The sequence below is a fragment of the Roseibium sp. genome, assembly GCF_965233565.1.
Classification (GTDB): Bacteria; Pseudomonadota; Alphaproteobacteria; order Rhizobiales; family Stappiaceae; genus Roseibium.
This window is the reverse complement of the sequence record NZ_OZ247494.1, coordinates 4,071,917-4,089,284: the sequence shown is the minus strand read 5'-3', so window position 1 is coordinate 4,089,284 and position 17,368 is coordinate 4,071,917. Positions and strand designations below refer to the sequence as shown.

Here is a 17,368-nt window from a genome sequence, read left to right as displayed (position 1 = left end):
CTGCTTTCCCCTCCTTCAGAAAATGCCGTTTGCGCGCTGCAATTCCCGCACATACAAAATGATGCTTTCCATATCGTTCATGGAAACCGTTGCCACCGGCGGCATGTTCCCGAACGGCCAGTGGTGCGCTCGAACCCCCTGTTTCGCCGCCAGATAGAACGCACCGTCGGCGTGATGTCCGGGCTCATAGATCTTGTGCACCAGCGGCGGCCCGATGCCGTCACGACCGGCGGCATTGCCGCCATGGCAGGCAACGCAATTCTCGTCAAAAAGCCGCTCTCCCCGGCGTGCCTGAACCGACAGGTCCGGCACGATCACCTGAACCAGCGGCTGCCCGGCCGCGGATTGCGAAGGTGTATCCTTGCGGGTCACTCCCCAGAGCAGCACGATCAGAACCGTCAGCGACAGGGCCGCCGTGAGCCCCAGAAATCCCCTGTGCATCACGGCTTTGCCTTCGACTGTTCTCGCGTTTCATGAGACCCCGCCAGATCGTCGATGATCGGACAATCCGGCCGGTTGTCGCCGTGACAGGCCGTTGAAAGATCCGTGAGCACCTTTTTCAAGGATTTCAACTCAGCGATCTTGCGGTCTATTTCCGTAATTTTCGCCCGGGTGATCTCTTTCACATCCGCACTGGCACGGTTGCGATCCTCATAAAGCGACAGGAGTTCCCGGCACTCTTCAATCGAAAACCCCAGACTGCGCGAGCGCTGCAGGAATTTCAGGCGCTGCAGGTCCTGATCCAGGAATTCGCGGTAGCCGTTTTCACTGCGTGCCGGACGGACGAGACCGATTTCCTCGTAATAACGAATGGTCTTGACCGGCAGCCCTGATCGTTCGGAAGCCTGGCCGATATTCATGAGGTGCTGTCCTTTCCGGGGCCGGTCGGCGCGGGTGCGGGTGCGGTCCTATGTCGATCACCGGCACCGATGGCAGGGCAATGGCCGCCGCGCCGTTGCTGATGTTGCGGCCGGGCTCCCTGCCGGGTCGCGCTGTCTCTGCCCATCTTGTTGTCTTTCTCGTGAAACCCCAGTTAGGGCTTCCAGTCGCTGGAAGGTCAAGCCGGAAATGGTCTTCGGCAATTGGGACCCACACGCGGTTCCGGTGCAACTTGGCCGGTCTCCTGGCATCTGATGCGAATTGGCCTGCGTAGACCTGTTTCCACCGGTCACTTCCTGCGAGCCTCACCATGGACCTGCCGACTGAAAACGTTCAGACCTATCCACGCCCGCCCCGCCTGGAGCCTGTGCCGCATCGGGTTCGTGTGCGATTTGCCGACCGAACGATCGTCGACACCCGGGGCGCCTTTCGCGTCCTGGAGACCCATCATCCTCCGACTTACTACATTCCACCAGAAAACTGTGACTGCGAGTTTCGTCCGGTCGCGGGCCACGCGATGTGCGAATGGAAAGGCGCCGCGTCGTATTTTGACGTCCTCGCAGGCGGGCGGACCGCGCGCCGCGCTGCCTGGTGCTACAACAATCCGACCTCCGGCTTCCGCGAGATAACCGGATTTCTAGCCTTTTATGCCGCGTACATGGACGCCTGTGATGTCGCAGGTGTGCCCGTTTTGCCTCAGGCCGGTCCGTTCTATGGCGGCTGGTTGACGCCGAACCTCACCGGCATCGCCAAGGGGGCGCCCGGAACCGAGCACTGGTAGGCTTCTGTTCCGTATCGACTGCTGCCGCGAACCGTTGCCGCCCATCTCACCTGTCGGGCGGCTGCCAGCCGGCCTGGCTCAAAGCACTTGTCAGCTGCTCTGCATGTAACGGATCGTCAAAGAGTTTCAGGAAAAGCCGATCAAGCGGCAGATCCGGCCATGTCGCCATCAGTTGTTCGGCCTTGCGTGCCGCCTTGCCGCTTATGCCGAGTTGTTCATAGCCCGCGGCCTGATAGGCAAGGGTCAACGGGCCAGCCGGACCGCCCGCAGCCACAACCGCTTCGAAGGTGTCAACGCTGCGCCGGGGATCACCTTCATGAAAATAGGCGGCACCGAGCGCATTGCCGAAGACTGTGCCCACAGGAAAGCGCTCCTGGGCTTGAAGCGCGGTGACGGTTTCGATGACCTCCTCGAATGCCCCGGCATAAAGGGCAATCAAGGCATGAAACTCGAGCAGGTGTAGATCGTCTGGTGCCAGCGACAGCGCGACTGTGGACGTGGCAACGGCTTCATCGAAACGGCGATTGGCCCAGTCAACGGAGGCTCGGGCGGAGTGGGTCCAGGCCGCATCCGGCCCCAGTCTCTCCGCGTCCAGAAGGTTGTTTTCCGCATCGACAAGAAGACTGTCTGCACGGTCTTTGTCCATGGCCAGCAGGGACTGGATCACCAGAACCTGCGCGGCGCCGGCATGACCGCCAAAATAGCCTTCATCCGCCTCGATTGCCGCTTCGAAAATGGCAAGCGCCGCGCGGAGGCGATGAGGATCCACCGCCGGGAAGATTACGTCCCGCCCAGTCGCGGCAAGATTGACAGCCAGCAAACGCGCCGGCGAAGCCTCATACGTCGCTACTCGTTTCCGTGCCAGCTCCGTAGCACCTGGCTGTGCGCCCTGCGGCACAGGAGGCTGCGCGTTCCAGACTGCAAATCCTGTGACGCACAGCAGGGAAAGTGCGAACGCGGATACCAGAACACCCCGTCGTCGTTGCCCTGCGGGCGTTTTGGATGCGGCTGGAAACCCGTCCAGGCCCGCAGTCGGCTCAACTGACGGTCGTACCGCCTTGAAGGACGGCGCATAGGATCCCTTCGGCAGGCTGATCACGACTGGGTCTGCGCAGCCTTCGCCCGCATAATATTCCTCCAGGCGGCGACGCAATCTGCCCGCGTCCACCCTGACCGCCGTCTCTCGATCGGCAATTTCGTCAACCGAATAGCCGTAGACGTCAAGCGCAATCGACTTGGCCCGGATGCTGTCCGCATCCCCCCGGAGACTCTGTTCGACCACATACTGCAGGATTTGACGAGGACGGCCAGCCGTTTGAAAACCCTGCGATGCCAGAATGCGGGTCAAGGCCTCGCGAATATCGTGACTGTCCGGTTCAGGTCGCTCGCTCAAACCAACCTCCCATGGGCCAAGTTCTTGTTTTACATACCCTTCGCCCGATCGCGCTACCGTAGCATACGCCTTGATACGATCCTAGGACCCGTGCGGATGACCTAGTCTTTCCGCTACGGGAGATACCGCGGCAAGGTGCCAACAGCTTCCCCAAGCTCTTGAAGCCCGGCAAAGCCGCCTGTCCGTGTCAAACGGGAGGGATCAGATGAAAAAGCTATTTGGGTTGGCCGCGGCCCTGTCATTTCTCATTGGCGAGAGCGTTGCGCAGGACCAGATCGTTCATGATGGCGAATTTGCCTTTCTTCTCGCACAGAAGGGCGAGGCCTGGGCGCAGCAGGATGGCCGCCTGGATGCAAGACTTGCCGAGCTTAAGGACGCCAATGGCGGTAAACCGCCCAACATTCTCTACATCCTGATCGACGACGTCAGCTTCGGGCAAATGGGTAGCCGGAAGATGAACTACGTCATGGGCATCGATACGCCGAATATCAACCAGCTCGCCGCAGACGGCCTGTCGCTCATGCGCATGTATACCGAGCCGTCCTGCACACCGACACGCACAGCGTTTCTGACCGGCCGTCATCCGATCCGGGCAGGTGTCGAGGAAGTCAAAGTTGCACTTGTCGGCGAGGGCTTGTCCAAGGACGAAGTCACGCTTCCCGAAGTCCTGAAACAGGAAGGCTACAACACCGCTCATGTCGGCAAGTGGCACCAGGGAGACATCGAGGAAGCTTACCCCCACAATCAGGGTTTTGACTGGGCTGCCTTTCCTCTTCATCAGCAGGTGCAGCTTAGCCTGATGACCCGCGAAGCCATGCAAGCCAACAACATGCTCGGTTACCACGCTTCCGGTCAGAGCAGCTCATTCGCGATCGATCAGCGCTTCAAACCCTATGGCCTGGTGACGGGTGTAGAAGCAACCGCCGGCGGGCCCGCTCGGGAGGTCGACATGGCTCCCGGCGAAGAATGGACCCAGGCGAAATACGAAGAAATGAACGAGCGCTACCAGCGCCAGATCCTTGAGCAACTGGAACGCCTCGCGGGTGAGGGCCAGCCTTTTTTCCTGCAATACTGGCCGCTTTATCCGCTCAACTTTGTCTATCCCGACGAGGCGCTTTCCAGAAACGGTGGCTTTCATGCGGATAAATTGCAGCTGCTGGACGGCTGGATCGGGGAGCTGCTGGCAAAGGTCGACGCGCTGGGGCTCCGGGACAACACGATTGTCGTTCTGATGGCCGACAACGGCCTCATGTATCACTACGAAGGCACATCTGGCCTCAATCAGCTCATCTATCGGGGCGGCAAGACCCAGCACCTGGAAGGTGGCGTGCGCACGGATGCCTTTATCCGCTGGCCGGGGGCGATCGAAGCCGGCAGTGCAGCCGGTGACATCGTGCATGTCTCGGATCTCTTCACCACGCTTGCGCGGATAGCCGGAGCGACGGCACACATCCCCCGTGACCGGGTGATTGACGGTGTCGACCAGACCGCCCTGCTGCTGGAAGGCGAAGGCAATTCCAGGCGCGATTACGTTTATGTCTACGAGGGCCCGGTGCTGCGCTCAGTCGTAAAACAGGAATTCAAGATGCATCTGCCCGCCCCGGGCCAGCCAGGCGCAGCGGCAAATGTCTTCAACATCTACAGAGACCCACGGGAAGAGTTTCCTCTGGTCGGCTATTCGCTCTGGTCCGGCGCGTCCTTCCAGGACATGGTCAAGCGGCATCAGAAGACCATTGCCAAATACCCTCATCTGCCGCTCGGCAAGAACACGCCCTATGAGGGAATTGAAAACCTGAGGCCGGAAACCGAACTCACCCGGGATGTGTTCAAGAGCTGGCAGTGATGCTGGTGATCGGCTCGGAAGCCCTGAACAGGGCCGCGGGAGCGCTGCATCGCAGCAAAGGCATGTGCGACCTTGGCGCCCCGCTATTGGGCCAGCGTATGAGACGGCAACTCGCCGAACAGGCTGCGATACTCCTGTGCGAAGCGGCCGACATGGGTGAGACCAACCTTGTCCATGACGTCACCAACAGTGCGGTCGATACTGCTTGCCGCCGTCAGGTCGCGATAGGCCTGGCAGAGACGCATGCGTTTGAGAAAGGCGGATGGCGAAACTCCGAACCGTTCCCGAAAGGTCAGCTCCAGGGCCCGCCTGGAGATGTTTCCGGCAACGCACAGGTCCGAGATCCGAAGGTCCCTGACGTCCCCCTCCGACACACGCTCCAGAAAGGCATCGACAACCCGTCCGGATGCGCTGGGATCCGTTCTACGCGGGCGGAGACCGGCCTGGCTCAGCCAGCTGCACACCAGGCCCTCCGCCAGGATATCGAGATCACAGAACGCGAAGGGGCCTGGACCGGCGCCAAGTCCTGCCAGCACCCGTCGCGCCCGCCGCAGATGAGCAACCGGCAGTTTGAAAACGCTTGGCAGCCGGGCCTTTGCAGGCACCTCGAGACCACGCCGCTCCGCATAGGCTGCAAGGTCTTCCGGTGTGATCGAAATCAGGTGAACCTCAAAATCGGGGCCGGAGAAGGAAGCCAGCTCCGTGGACGGCGAGAAGACCAGGATATCCTGGGCACCAGTCGTCTGTCCGCGCCACCAGAGCTGGCCCAGCGACGATCCTGGAATGGTGAACGTGAATTTGCCGGCCGGTGGCGCCCCGCGCTGGTCGAGCCCTACCAGAAAGCGGGCATAGGAATAATCGATCCGCCGCGCCCGGCCCTGCAACATCCTGGCAAGGGCTCCGGGCCCGGCCGGCGCCGCCAGGGGCCGGAAACTGAGATCCCAGTGCCGGGCGTTCGCGCACAGCTGGTCAACGTCCGTAAATTCGGCCGCAATCAATGTCTGGAACCCGCTGCCTTCCAAATCAGCGCCCTCGTTTCGCAATTTGGATCATGCGATCACGCAGGGGCAGGTATTGTCAATTTGCTTTTCGGAGAAATTCATGACGCATCCGTACCTTACCCTGTGCGATCCAAAATCGGTTTCCAGCTCCAAACGTTGCTTGCCCCTCCGCTGCCACATCATCCGCCAGGCGGCAATTGACGTAACGACAACATTGAGCACACTGTTGGACACCACGCTTTCCAGCGGCGCGTCCGGGACCGCACGGGCCGAGGTCCTGCAAGGGCCACCCGCGGAATAGTTCCGCCGAACCAAGCTTGGAGAACCGGAAGTCATGTCCCTCGTTGCCAATCTGCTGTTCTATGCCGGACTTGTCGTCGCCCTGGGCATTGGCGGCCTTTATTTCCGTGATCTCGGCGACGTGACCCAGATGTTCCTGAAGGTGAAGCGGGAGAACATGGCCCGGTTCATCCGAAACGAGTACCGGCTGGTTGCGCTTGGTGTGACCGGACTGGTGATCATGACCGCGGCGCATTTCCTGCTCGGGGGCGGGCCCTTCTGGCTGTGGCTGATTGCGTTCCTTCTTGGCGCCGTGCTGCTGGTCTTTCCCTATGTCTGGGTGCATGTCGGCCTGCGCAACCAGAAATCCAGCGCGCAATACTTTCCCATCAGGGAAGCGTCGGAATGGGTCAGTCCGTCCAGCCCGGTCATTGTCATTGAAAACAACGGCATCGCCCGTGCTCACCCGGATGCCCAGATCATGCGGCCGCATCTGGCCGGCAACAAGGACGGCCTTGATGGCGAGAATGTCATCATGACCTACTGCGCGATGGCCAATCTGGGGGTCGGTTATACACCGACCGTGGCCGGCGAAGCGCTGGATCTTGAAGTCCTGGCCCAGCACGGCAACAACCTGATCCTGCGTGACAACAGGACCGGCGAACCCATCCAGCAGATCTTCGGCTTTCGCGACCGGGATGCCGGTGCCACTGCGGAAGGCACCAGCTGTCCGGTCAAACCGGAACTGGCGATGAAGCCCTGGCCCACTTTTCGCATGACCATGCGCGGGTTTTCCAAGGCCTATCCGGACGGCACGGTGTTCATCAACAAACCCTCGTCCAATCCGCTTTTGCGCCTGTTCGATCTGGCCATTGAAACCATCTTCTCTTCCGAGATCGCCCGACAGCACCGGGTCAGGGAGCCGATCATCCAGAACATGTCCCGCAGCGATGACCGGCTGCACAACAAGACCTATGTCTGGGGTGTCGTGATCAACGGCGACGTGGTGTGCTGGACCGATGATTTCGTGGTCGAACAGGGAAATGTCGTCAATGCGAGCGTGGGCGGCCGCGACCTTGTTGTTGCCTGGGACCCGAAATTCGAGAGCCTTGGCATCTGGTACAATGATACCGGCGCTCCGGTCACGGACGTGGATGTCTTCGGCAAGACGCCGGCCGGACAGCTGACCCGGGTCGAGACTGTGCGCCCGGGCATGTTCTGGCATGTCTGGGCCGATTTTTTCCCGCACACGGACATCAATCGCATCGGTAGTTCCGTCCGGTCGGAAAGCCCTGAGACGACTGGAACCGCGGCTTCGGAGGCGGCCCAGTGAGCGTAGATGTGTGCACGCATCGCACCTTTCCGGACTTGCAAGACCAAGCAGATTTTTGAGGTGGAGTACGGCATGAAGAGACTTCTGACGGCCCTGGCGTCCCTGGTGATCACACTTCCGGCGCAAGCTCAGGACAGCATCGTGCATGACGCGGAGTACTATATTCTTCAGGCACAGCATGCTGAAAAATGGGCGACCGAGGACGAAAGCCTGAATGCCGCTCTGGCCGAATTCAGGGAGCAGAACGGCGGCAAGCCTCCCAATATTTTCTACATCCTGATCGATGACATCGGCTTTGGAGATCTCGGCAGCGAGACCTTGAATGCCATTCGCGGATACAGGACCCCGGCGATCAACGAAATCGCCAACCAAGGCATGCGCCTGGCACGCATGTACACCGAACCCTCCTGCACACCGACCCGCGTCGCCTTCATGACCGGCCGGCAGCCGCACCGCAACGGCATGGGCAATACGCAGGTCGAGCTCTCCGGCTACGGTCTGGCCGACAAGGAAGTGACCCTGGCCGAAGTCCTGTCGGAAGCCGGCTACAACACGTCCCATGTCGGCAAGTGGCATATGGGCGACGTGCAACAGTCCTGGCCCAATTTCCAGGGCTTCGACTACGCGGCCTTCCCGATCCACCAGCAAGGCCAGCTGACCATCTATCACGACGATGCCGCCGATGAAGAGGTGTCGATCGGCATCGGGTCAAACAATTACGACGACCGCTTTACCCTGGACACCTGGTTCCGCACGGATGCCTCGCGTCTGGTGACCGGCGTCGAAGGGCTCCGCAACGAGCCTGTTCGTGAAGTCGACATGGAACCGGGCGAGCGCTGGACGGAAGCCAAATACCACGAGATGAATGTCCGGTATCAGACCCAGGCCATGGAGCAGCTGCGCGAGCTGGCTGCGGCGGACGAGCCGTTCTTTCTGCAATACTGGCCGCTTTATCCACTGACAGGACCGCGCACCACGACGGACACCTACACAACGCCGAATGGTGGACACTACGTGGAAAAGATGAAGCTGGTGGACAGCTGGATCGGTGAGCTGATGGCGGAGATGGAGACGCTCGGGGTGAAGGACAACACCATTGTCATCGTCATGGGCGACAACGGCCATTTCACCAAATATTCCTCGCAGTCAGGCTACACGCCGATGATCTTCCGCGGTGGCAAGGGGGACACCACGGAAGGCGGCGTACGCGTCGATGCGTTTGTCCGCTGGCCAGGCGTGATCGAGCCAAGTTCCGTCGTCGGCGACATGGTCCATGTCAGCGACCTTTTCACGACCCTGGCCCGGCTCGGCGGCGCGCTCGACAAGGTGCCGACGGACCGGATCATTGATGGAATCGACCAGACTTCCCTGCTGCTCAACGGAGAGACATTCGGTCGGCGCGACTACGTTTTCCTTTACAACATCAACAAGCTGGAAGCAGTGATCAAGGAACAGTTCAAGCTGTCGATCCCGGGCGGCGGTATCGAAAACGCCATCCTGGCCGATTTCTACGACCTCTTCCGAGACCCGCAGGAGCGCTACCCCGTGTCGACAGAGATCGGCGCCTGGGGAAGTGCTAAATTTGTCAATATGCTTCAGCGCCACATGATGCGAAAAAAGAAATACCCTGACGAGCAGCCGGGCTTCGGCATGCCTTATGAGGGTATCGAAAACCTTAGACCCGAGACCAAGGCGATGGTCGAGGAATATCTGTTCATGCGCCAGGTGCCGGAGCGCTAGGCTTTGCGCGCAAAATTGGGATTGAAAAGGGGAACACACCGCATGAACAAGTGTCTCAAACCATCATTGACGCGCGGCGCTGCCGTTTTGATGAGCCTACTATTGCCGTCCCTGGCCGGCGCGGCGGATCTGGCCTATGAACCGGCCCCCGTGACAGAGCCGGTCAACCAGCGCATCGACAAGACCTGGGAGTTCCTTGTGGCGCCCTATTTTGTCGCCGCAAACATAACCGGCACGTCCCAGGTCGGCCGGCTGCCCAACACCGACATCGACATCGGCACGGACGACATTCTGGAAAACCTGCGCTTTGGCGGCATGATCCGAACGGAGCTGATTTACCAGCAGAAAGTCGGCGCCATGCTGGATGTTGCCTACATGAATCTCGGCGGCGCCAACGACACCCCGCGCGGAGGCGGCAGGATTCGCGTCGGCGTCAGCCAGTTGATCCTGGAGGGGATGGGGTTCTACCGGGCCTATGCGACACCGCAGACTTCCATCGATATCTATGCCGGCGGGCGTTACTGGGACATTGATCTTGATCTGAACGCCACCGGTACGTTTGCCGGCAATTTCACCATCAGCCGAGGCGACAACTGGATCGATCCGGTCATCGGTCTGCGCGCCTTTCACATGATCAACGACAAATGGTCGGTCAACGCGCGCGGTGACATTGGCGGCTTCGGGGCCGCGTCCGACTTTACCTGGAACGTCCAGGCCGGCGCCGGCTACCATTTCAACAAGACCTGGTCCGCCCACCTGCAATACAAGGCGCTCGGCGTCGATTACGACAACGGCAAGTCCGGAACGGCCCGTTTTGCCTATGACACCATCACCCACGGGCCACTCCTGGGGATTGCAGCCCGGTTCTAGGACGATCCCGACGGATCGGCTTCCGAATTCCTGAGCAAACCAGCCCCGGCCGGCTCAGGTTTTCGCCGGCGATAGATTAGACCTGTCGTCATCGGTGTTTTTGACAGGTGCCCTTTCATCCCTTGTTAACCATAAGTAGCAATAAACTGATACACCTTTAACGCGAATCTACGCTTTTTTCCAAAGACGGTGTTTCAGTGATGAAAAGAGATTTTCTGTCGCTGCCGGCCGGCCTGTGCCTGCTGGCTTGCGTGACAAACCCGGCCGTTGCGGCCGATCCCTATCCGGCGAGCGGCCAGCTCTACCAGACGTCGGCTCTGCGCGGCAGCATCGGCTTGCGTTACTGGTACAGCCAGTCGCGCTCCGATCTCGACAATTCGAGTTTTCTCGGGTCCGGTTTCGACCTGTCTTCCACCGACAATGTCAGGTCCCATACGGCCGAGCTGGTCGGAACGCTGGAAGACACCAGCGAAGGCGCCTTCATGCGGGCCTATGTCGGGCTTGGCCGCAATGTCAGCGGCAACGCGGAGCTGCTCGGTGTCGAGATGGACCAGAAGGACCAGACCACGCTCAGTTATGTGGTGGTCGACGGCGGCTGGCAGATAGCGCAGCTGGCCGGCAATCAGGCCCGGCTGAAAGGTTTTGTCGGTTATCAGTATCTCTCCGACGACCTGTCCATGCGCCGCAATTCCAGAACCTATGAACAGTCGCGCGACTGGCACGCGATCCGCGTCGGGGTCAGCACCGAGGGCGACTTCAACCAGCGCTTCGGCTGGACCGTGGATGTTGCCGGTGTGCCCTGGGCCCACAACAAGATCCAGAGCTGGGAAAGCAACTGGTCCTATGGTGTGGAAGCCGATGCCATGCTGACGGCCAACCTGACGCCGAACTGGCAACTTGGCGTCGGCGGCCGGTACTGGTGGCTGAAATCCAACTTCGACCGGCGCTACGCCGTCACCGGAGAAAAGGTGGTCTTCGACCAGAACTATCACCGCTATGGCCTGCTTTTGGAAAGCTCCTACAAGTTCTGATGCCAGAGCATGTTCCGGTTAGATTGGCTCACTCCGCCGGGCCTGTTCGCAAGGCTCAGCGACATATTCCGGCCATTGATCCGACATGCCGCAGAGGCTGCGCTCCAGACTGTCCTGGAGCCTCACAGAAGCTTCTTCTGGTCCAGCAGCACGCGGGCATCGATCGCGTCGATATGAAGCGTGCGGTAACCTTCCGGTGACGGCGCCGCGGCGGCGTCTTCATCTGCAATCAATCGAAACACCCAAGTATAGGCCCGGCCCTTCTGGTCCTTGAAGACAGCCGGGCAGTCATAGAGGCGTTCGCGGGCCCCGCGCCAGCCAAATTCCAGACGCGCCGCGGCAGAGCGGGCGCAGGAAAACCTCGTGACTTCGCCAAACGCTGCATCCGCCGGAAGGCGGCCAAAGGCGCCGCTTTCGTCGAACACGCGTTGACGCCGCTCGAATGCCTGGCTGACGTAAAATTCGGCATCGCGCGGCGGCTCCGCTTGCCAGGACGTGAGATATCCCGGCAACAGCAGGACCAGCGTCGTGATGGCAAAGGCGCTCACCGCCAGCCGGATCACTCTTCTGGAACGCCCGCTCGGTCTGTCCATGCCGCTCTCCTGACAGCAGCCCGGTACCGGGAAACTGCTTGCCTTTCCGCCCCGGCCCGGTCAGTGCTCATCGGACCCGTTTTCGCAACAGACCGCAAGAGACCAGACCATGCCCGCCCATCCGCTTCTCAGCCCTGCCGCCACCTATCTCTTCCTGGCTGCTGCGATTGTCGCCGAAGTCATCGCAACCTCGGCCCTGGCGAAAACGGAAAACTTCACCCGGCTGGTACCGTCCGCGATCACGATCGTCGGTTACGCCCTGTCCTTCTGGCTGCTCTCCTACCCGATCCGCGTCCTGCCCACCGGCATCGTCTACGCCGTCTGGTCCGGCGCCGGCATCGTCCTGATCACCCTGGTCGCCTGGCTGGTCTTCAAACAGACACTCGACTGGCCGGCCATTCTCGGCCTCGGCCTGATCATCGCCGGAGTGGTGGTGATCAACGTGTTTTCCAAGGCGGTGGGACATTGAGGGGAACAAGGCACTTAACTGGAATGCAGCCGAAACTGTTCCAGTGTGCCCACCGCAATGCCGTCCGTTTCTCCGCAAATAACGCGAAGCAGCCCACATGATTGCTCTTGGACCACGGTGTCCGGTCTGCGGGAAAAGGACCTGGGTTTCCAAAGTCGTTGCGCCCCTATATCTGAGCGGAGTGAGCGTCGAAGATAAACTTGACTGGCTCAAGGCCCCATTTCCCTGCCGTGCATGCAAGACGCGTCTACAGGTCTACGGCGGGCCCGCGCCGGTTATGGCACTTAAAGGCTTCGCCGTTGTTATATTTGTCTGTCTCCTGGTTCTGGTTTACGGCGACCCCCGGATCGGTTTCAACAGTGGAGCGCCCAAGGCACTCTATGTCTTTGCGTTGCCCATTCTTTATGTTTTGCCCGGATTCTTGTTGACCTTTTTCTTGTCACTGGAAGCCGTCCCGGATGAAGGGGAACAAAAACAGGAAAAACCTGTCCCCTCAGATGAAAACTCAAACTCTGAGGCCGGTAAAGTGTAAAGCAGGTTCGCTTGTTTCGCAGTTGTGGTTCAAGATTCCAGACACAAAAAAAGCCCCGGCGAACCGGAGCTTTTTTGCGAGTGTTTCGATCGATGGTAGTCGATCCGAAACCGGAATTTGGTGCCCAGGAGAGGACTCGAACCTCCACGCCCTTGCGAGCACTAGCACCTGAAGCTAGCGCGTCTACCAATTCCGCCACCTGGGCTGTGAGGGGGGCTTGTAAGGGTGGTGTTGCCCCTTGTCAATCACTCTGTGCGACTTTTTTTCTTCATTCACAGCCCGCCCTTCACAGACCCTCGTCAAGGGGGTAAGAAACTCCCTGACAGAGTCGGCCAAAATCTTGGGCCGCCTCCCCTTTTGGACGCGACAGAAGGCATTTTGACAATGTCCACAGCACTCAACGGCAAACTCGTCACGGTCTTTGGCGGATCGGGCTTTCTCGGCCGCCACATCGTTCAGGCGCTGGCAAGGCGCGGCTACCGGGTGCGCGCTGCCGTGCGCCGGCCGGATCTCGCCACACACCTGCAGCCGCTCGGCGCGCCGGGACAGATCATGCCGGTGCAGGCGAACCTGCGCTACCGCTGGTCCGTCGACCGTGCCGTGATCGGTGCCGATGCCGTGGTCAACTGCGTCGGCATCCTGGCGCCCACCGGCAAGCAGAGCTTCGATGCGGTGCAGGCCTTCGGCCCGCGCGCCATCTCGGAAGCCGCCCGCGGCGCCGGCCTTTCCCGCGTGACCCATATCTCGGCCATCGGCGCAGATGCAGACAGCACTTCCGCCTATGCCCGGTCAAAGGCGGCCGGCGAAGCCGGCGTTCTGGAAACCCTGCCGGACAGTGTCATCCTGCGTCCGTCAATCGTGTTTGGTCCGGAAGACGAGTTCTTTAACAAGTTTGCCGATATGGCCCGCTTTGCCCCGGCCCTGCCGCTGCTCGGCGGCGGCGACAGCAAGTTCCAGCCGGTCTATGTCTGCGATGTTGCCGAAGCCGTTGCCCGGGCCGTCGACGGTGACCTGAACCCCGGCGTCTATGAGCTCGGCGGACCGGAAGTCAAAAGCTTCCGCGACTGCCTCAGCGACATGCTGGAGATCACCCGCCGCTCCCGCGTCTTGCTGCCGATTCCGTTCCCGGTCGCGTCCGCCATGGGCAAGGTGTTCCAGATGTTCCCGATGGCGCCGTTCACCGCCGACCAGGTCGAGCTGCTCAAGACCGACAATGTCGTCTCGGACAGCGCCCAAAAAGACGGCCGCACGCTGGAAGGCATCGGCATTTCACCGGCGACCCTGGCAGCGGTCCTGCCGACCTATCTGGACCGGTACCGCGAGCACGGCCAGTACGACGCCCACCGGCCGGCATAAGGTCTCCGGCGTTTCTGCATTCAAAGGCGGGTCCTCTGGCCCGCCCAATTTGTATTCGGCCATCGCAGCGCCGCCTGTTCAGCTCCCGTGCGGCGGATCCTTCGAGACGCCGCTCACGCGGCTCCTCAGGATGAGGCCGTTTGTGTGGCAGCCCTCCTTGACCCTGCCACTTCCAGTGCCTCATCCTGAGGAGCCCGGCAAAGCCGGGTGTCTCGAAGGATCCGGCCCCAGCTTCGGCAGGCGGGAAGCACCTTCTTGTTGCGGCTGCGGAGCGCCCTCGAACAAATGATACCCAGCGTTCCGGAACGGCATGAAGCGCCACTGCCCTTGCCCGGAACGCCGGATGGCGGGTCCGGCCCGTTTCACCTTTTGATTGCCGCCTTCTGCCTCTTCGCCTACCGTTGGGAGATCGACACGGGATCGGGAGGGGCTTCATGTCGTTTTTTGCCAAGGTCACGCTGCTGTTCGTGGTGTTTGTCGACCTGCTCGGCCAGGGGCTTGTGTTTCCGATCCTCAACAGCCTGATCATGGAGCCCGGCACCGGGCTTTTGCCCAAGGACACCTCCGAGGCCGCCCGTCATTTCGACTATGGTCTGATCATCGGTGTCTTTTTCCTGTGCTGGTTTTTCGGCGCGCCCTATATCTCCAAACTCTCCGATGTGATCGGGCGCAAGAAGGCGATCCTGATCTGCCTGTTCGGTGCGCTGGTCGGCTACGGGCTGACCATCGTCGCGCTTTATCTCAACAGTTTCCTCCTGATGATCCTCGGCCGCGCGATCACCGGCCTGACGGCCGGCAACCAGCCGATCGCCCAGGCGGCGATGATCGATGGCAGCGTCGATGACGAGGACCGCAACCGCAACATGGGCTACATCATCACGGGCGTCAGTTTCGGCCTGGTCGGCGGACCGCTGATCGGCGGGCTTTTGTCCGATCCCGTGCTGATCGGCAGCATCGCCAGCGTCAAGCTGCCGTTTTATGCCTGTTTCGTGCTGGTGCTGATTGCGATTGTGCTCGTCATCACGTCGTTCAAGGATCAGCACGATGCGGAGGAGACCGGCACATTCGTGTTCCGCCCGGCGGAGATTTTCGAGCTGCTCCTGCGCATCGGCAAATACCCGCTGGTGCTGCGGCTGACGATCGTGTTCTTCTTCTTCCACATCGCCAATCTGTCGTTCTACATCTTTGTCGACAATTACCTGACCAGCCGCTTCGGCTACGGCACGCTTGGCGGGTCCATGGTGATGCTGACGATCGGCGCAGCGCTCGCCTTTTCCAGCACGTTCCTGGTGGTGCCGGCACAAAAGCGTTTCAGCAAGGAAGCCATCCTGGGCATCACCTTCACGGTCTGGGCCGTGTCTGCCGGCGCCTTTGTCGCCGCGCCTGCGGCCTGGATGACCTATCTCCCGATCTTCTGCTTCTATTTTGTCTTCGGCATCGCCTATCCCACGTTCCTCGGCCTTTATTCGGCCGCGGTCAGCGACGAGGAGCAGGGTTGGGTGATGGGCGTCACCATTGCCGTTTTCACGCTGGTGGCCGGCGTCATCTCGCTGCTGGGCGGCGAGCTGATCGGGCTCGATCTGGATCTGCCGTTCTACGGCGTCATCATCGCGGCGGTGGTCGCACTGGTGGTCATGTTCCTGGCCTGGAACAAACCGGAGATCAAGGCGCTGACGCGACGCAACGCCGGCTAGAGGCAAACCGCCCGTCCCAGGGGCAGGACGGGCGGTTTTGTTCCGGTGCGGGGCGGGGCAAATGAAAGGCTGCCACTTGGCGGCGGGGATCAGCCCTTCCAGCACCCCGGACCGAAACGGTCACTGCGCAGCTCGCGATAGCCATCCGGCGTGCGCATCAGGCCGATGTCGCGCAGATCATCGTCATTCAGGTAAGACAAGGCCCGGTCAGTTGCCCGGCGATTGAAATAATCGCGGACGCCTTCGGCACATGCACGAAGGGCAGATAGCAGAAGGCTGCGGCTATGGGCACGGCTGCGAAAAATGGTGTCGATCTCAAGGCTCATCTCACTTCTCCAAGGGGCATTGACGCGTCCGGTTCGCGGGGACTTGCGCATCCGGTTCGCTGGGGACGGGGAGAGAATGACAAAGCAATCCTGACAGCTGTGAGTCATGTTTGATCCCGTTCTGTTCACGGGGTATGATTTTTTTTGATTCAACCGCCTTTGAGACCCAATTCATGAACCCGATCGAACGCGCCCTCGGTATCCTGCTGCTGCTGACCGGGGGCAGACTGGTGCCGGCAACGGCCCTTGCCGAGCGCTTCAAGGTGTCGCTCAGAACCATCTACCGGGACATTGACCGGCTGATCGCGCTTGGTGTTCCTGTCGATGCCGAGCGCGGTGCGGAAGGCGGCTATCGGCTGGCCAGCGGCTATCTGCAACCGCCTGTGGCGCTGACCCGCAACGAGACGGCCGCCCTGCTGGCGGCCATGGCACTGGTGCGCTCCAGCCGCACGGTGCCGCTGGCCGCCGAACTGGACGCGGCGGAAAAGAAGCTGCTTGCCTCCCTGCCGAAGACGGTGCACGGGCTGCTGAAGGACGCCGACCGCATCGTTGGAATCGAGCCGATCCCGCCGGACATCTTTCATTCCGGCACCAAGGCCCAGCCGACCGAAGACTGGCAGGCGGCTCTGGACGGGTTCATGGCCGGTATCCTGGATGGCAAGCGGGTGCGCTTCGACCATGTCAATCCGGTACGACAAACCGTCAAGGCCCATGATGTGGAACCCTACGGCGTCATGTTCGACCGGGACCTGTGGTATCTTGCCGGCCGCTGCGTCGACACGAATGTCCTGAAGGTCTATCGCGCCGACCGGGTGCGGGACCTGGAAATCAGCGGCATGTTCTTTCGCCCCAACAAGGAGTTCTCGATCCAGAGCCTGCTCGGCGGTGCCTGGCTGTCCAGCGCCATGCGCCGCTGGGAACAGGAGGAGGCCATCGCCGAAATCCTGATCACGCCGGCCCAGGCCAAGAAACTCAGCGCCGACTGGTACTACCGCCACGCGGTGTTCACACCGGCGAAGGACGGGCGGGTGCTGATCAGCATTCCGTCCACCGAACGCGCCCGCATCCTGCCGCTGGTCAGATGGCTCGGCCCGGGCGCGGAGCTGGTCGGACCGATCAATCTGAGAGAGGAACTGGCAGCCGAGCTGGAAGAGCTGGCGGCGCTTTATGCAACTCAGCTAGAAGTGATTGAAAAGTAACCCCGCAAAGAAAAACCTCCGAAAAATCACGAAAAACTCTACTTCATTG

Annotated in this window: 17 protein-coding genes and 1 tRNA gene; 11 read left to right on the top strand and 7 right to left on the bottom strand. The window is 60.8% G+C overall.

The window, feature by feature from the left end; genetic code table 11:
* Positions 1–15: 15 nt before the first annotated feature.
* Both ACO6TG_RS18710 and cueR read right to left on the bottom strand, forming a co-directional pair.
* Positions 16–441 (bottom strand): c-type cytochrome, encoded by a 426-nt coding sequence (locus ACO6TG_RS18710; protein WP_422378909.1) that lies wholly within the window; start codon positions 439–441, stop codon positions 16–18.
* On the bottom strand, positions 441–860 hold the full coding sequence (gene cueR, locus ACO6TG_RS18705) for a Cu(I)-responsive transcriptional regulator (RefSeq protein WP_422374578.1): 420 nt from the start codon (positions 858–860) through the stop codon (positions 441–443). Before cueR ends, ACO6TG_RS18710 begins: the two co-directional genes overlap by 1 nt.
* Positions 861–1,189: 329 nt before the next feature.
* Between cueR and ACO6TG_RS18700 the strand changes: the two genes are divergently transcribed.
* Entirely contained in the window at positions 1,190–1,660 is a 471-nt protein-coding gene (locus tag ACO6TG_RS18700) for a DUF427 domain-containing protein (protein ID WP_422374577.1), read from the top strand.
* A 46-nt stretch (positions 1,661–1,706) separates the two neighbouring features.
* Here the strand turns inward: ACO6TG_RS18700 and ACO6TG_RS18695 are convergent, their stop codons facing one another.
* Entirely contained in the window at positions 1,707–3,053 is a 1,347-nt protein-coding gene (locus ACO6TG_RS18695; protein ID WP_422374576.1) for a hypothetical protein, read from the bottom strand.
* Between the two features lie 205 nt (positions 3,054–3,258).
* On the opposite strand from ACO6TG_RS18695, the gene ACO6TG_RS18690 reads away from it, so the two are divergent.
* Positions 3,259–4,896 (top strand): sulfatase-like hydrolase/transferase, encoded by a 1,638-nt coding sequence (locus ACO6TG_RS18690; protein ID WP_422374575.1) that lies wholly within the window; start codon positions 3,259–3,261, stop codon positions 4,894–4,896.
* Positions 4,897–4,979: 83 nt separating this feature from the next.
* Here ACO6TG_RS18690 and ACO6TG_RS18685 read toward each other — a convergent pair whose 3' ends face one another.
* Positions 4,980–5,918: a helix-turn-helix domain-containing protein gene (locus ACO6TG_RS18685; RefSeq protein ID WP_422374574.1), complete on the bottom strand. Its 939-nt coding sequence runs from the start codon at positions 5,916–5,918 to the stop codon at positions 4,980–4,982.
* 313 nt (positions 5,919–6,231) lie between these two features.
* Here ACO6TG_RS18685 and ACO6TG_RS18680 point away from each other — a divergent pair, with 313 nt between their 5' ends.
* The 4 genes from ACO6TG_RS18680 to ACO6TG_RS18665 all read left to right on the top strand — a co-directional run bounded on the left by ACO6TG_RS18680 (position 6,232) and on the right by ACO6TG_RS18665 (position 11,150).
* Complete coding sequence (locus tag ACO6TG_RS18680; protein WP_422374573.1) at positions 6,232–7,509, top strand: DUF3179 domain-containing (seleno)protein; 1,278 nt, start codon at positions 6,232–6,234, stop codon at positions 7,507–7,509.
* 72 nt (positions 7,510–7,581) lie between these two features.
* On the top strand, positions 7,582–9,249 hold the full coding sequence (locus ACO6TG_RS18675) for a sulfatase-like hydrolase/transferase (protein WP_422374572.1): 1,668 nt from the start codon (positions 7,582–7,584) through the stop codon (positions 9,247–9,249).
* A 90-nt stretch (positions 9,250–9,339) separates the two neighbouring features.
* Positions 9,340–10,119 carry a hypothetical protein gene (locus tag ACO6TG_RS18670; RefSeq protein WP_422374571.1) on the top strand — a complete coding sequence of 260 codons (780 nt, stop codon included), beginning with the start codon at positions 9,340–9,342 and terminating at the stop codon, positions 10,117–10,119.
* A 200-nt stretch (positions 10,120–10,319) separates the two neighbouring features.
* Entirely contained in the window at positions 10,320–11,150 is an 831-nt protein-coding gene (locus tag ACO6TG_RS18665; protein WP_422374570.1) for a hypothetical protein, read from the top strand.
* Positions 11,151–11,272: 122 nt separating this feature from the next.
* On the opposite strand, the gene ACO6TG_RS18660 is transcribed toward ACO6TG_RS18665, so the two are convergent.
* Positions 11,273–11,743: a hypothetical protein gene (locus tag ACO6TG_RS18660; protein WP_422374569.1), complete on the bottom strand. Its 471-nt coding sequence runs from the start codon at positions 11,741–11,743 to the stop codon at positions 11,273–11,275.
* 109 nt (positions 11,744–11,852) lie between these two features.
* Between ACO6TG_RS18660 and ACO6TG_RS18655 the strand changes: the two genes are divergently transcribed.
* Entirely contained in the window at positions 11,853–12,212 is a 360-nt protein-coding gene (locus tag ACO6TG_RS18655; protein WP_422374568.1) for an SMR family transporter, read from the top strand.
* Between the two features lie 181 nt (positions 12,213–12,393).
* Complete coding sequence (locus ACO6TG_RS18650) at positions 12,394–12,744, top strand: hypothetical protein (protein ID WP_422374567.1); 351 nt, start codon at positions 12,394–12,396, stop codon at positions 12,742–12,744.
* A 118-nt stretch (positions 12,745–12,862) separates the two neighbouring features.
* Here ACO6TG_RS18650 and ACO6TG_RS18645 read toward each other — a convergent pair.
* A tRNA-Leu gene (locus ACO6TG_RS18645) sits at positions 12,863–12,949 on the bottom strand.
* A gap of 179 nt (positions 12,950–13,128) precedes the next feature.
* On the opposite strand from ACO6TG_RS18645, the gene ACO6TG_RS18640 reads away from it, so the two are divergent.
* Both ACO6TG_RS18640 and ACO6TG_RS18635 read left to right on the top strand, forming a co-directional pair.
* Positions 13,129–14,100: a complex I NDUFA9 subunit family protein gene (locus tag ACO6TG_RS18640; protein ID WP_422374566.1), complete on the top strand. Its 972-nt coding sequence runs from the start codon at positions 13,129–13,131 to the stop codon at positions 14,098–14,100.
* Between the two features lie 434 nt (positions 14,101–14,534).
* Entirely contained in the window at positions 14,535–15,794 is a 1,260-nt protein-coding gene (locus ACO6TG_RS18635) for an MFS transporter (RefSeq protein WP_422374565.1), read from the top strand.
* Between the two features lie 89 nt (positions 15,795–15,883).
* Here the strand turns inward: ACO6TG_RS18635 and ACO6TG_RS18630 are convergent, their stop codons facing one another.
* Positions 15,884–16,120 carry a hypothetical protein gene (locus ACO6TG_RS18630; protein ID WP_422374564.1) on the bottom strand — a complete coding sequence of 79 codons (237 nt, stop codon included), beginning with the start codon at positions 16,118–16,120 and terminating at the stop codon, positions 15,884–15,886.
* Between the two features lie 173 nt (positions 16,121–16,293).
* Here ACO6TG_RS18630 and ACO6TG_RS18625 point away from each other — a divergent pair, with 173 nt between their 5' ends.
* Positions 16,294–17,319, top strand: coding sequence for a helix-turn-helix transcriptional regulator (locus tag ACO6TG_RS18625; protein ID WP_422374563.1), 1,026 nt, complete (start codon positions 16,294–16,296; stop codon positions 17,317–17,319).
* The last annotated feature ends 49 nt before the right edge of the window (positions 17,320–17,368 follow it).